Below are 629 nucleotides of genomic sequence, written 5' to 3' on the forward strand. Positions count from 1 at the left end.
GCATCACCGCCGGCGGCGGGTGGCGGACAACGGCGTCCGGTGCCCGCCGCCGGCGGTGATGCTCCGCGTGACGACCTGACGGCTCGGTTCTGCTACCGATCCTCGGCCAGGGTGAAGTCGTCGAACGAGAAGCCCGGCGACACGAGGCAACTCAGCAGCACCTCGCCGTCCTGCGGGAGTGTGCGCTGCCAGACGCCGCCGCGGACGAATGCCTGCGCGTCGTTCACCCGGTCACGCCCGGCGTCGGGTCCGAGGGTGATCGTCGCGCCCGGCACCGGTTCGTCGCCGTCGCCGCCGAGCTGCAGGTCGACCGCGTCGGGGCCGTGCCACATCCAGATCTCGTCGTTCGCCACCCGGTGCCAGGCCGACGCCTCGCCCGGCGGGAGCAGGAAGTGGATGAGCGTCGCCGCCGGACGCTCCCCTGCCGGGGTCCGCACGGTCGCGGGAGAGGTCCACGTCCGGACGTACCAGCCGCCCTCGGGGTGCGGTTCCATGCCGAGGGCGACGGCACGCTTGGGGACGTCGACCCACTCGATGAGCTCGCCGGAGACGGTACGGCGGGCGGCCGTGCCGGGTCGGGGTGCGGTCTCGGTCATGCGGGTTCCTCCTGGTGGGCGGACGACGGGTGG

The 629-nt window shown here is 73.8% G+C and carries 1 protein-coding gene; it reads right to left on the reverse strand.

Features of this window, described 5'->3' with window-relative positions; all coding sequences use genetic code 11:
- Positions 1 to 92: 92 nt before the first annotated feature.
- Positions 93 to 596 (reverse strand): cupin domain-containing protein, encoded by a 504-nt coding sequence (locus NS184_RS17140; RefSeq protein ID WP_083513807.1) that lies wholly within the window; start codon positions 594 to 596, stop codon positions 93 to 95.
- Positions 597 to 629 lie beyond the last annotated feature (33 nt).

This window comes from Curtobacterium luteum (genome assembly GCF_001475545.1).
Classification (GTDB): Bacteria; Actinomycetota; Actinomycetes; order Actinomycetales; family Microbacteriaceae; genus Curtobacterium; species Curtobacterium luteum_A.

Bases quoted from the DNA above. Each gene is read 5' to 3' on its own strand.
- NS184_RS17140 (WP_083513807.1), bottom strand. From the start codon at position 596: ATGACCGAGACCGCACCCCGACCCGGCACGGCCGCCCGCCGTACCGTC.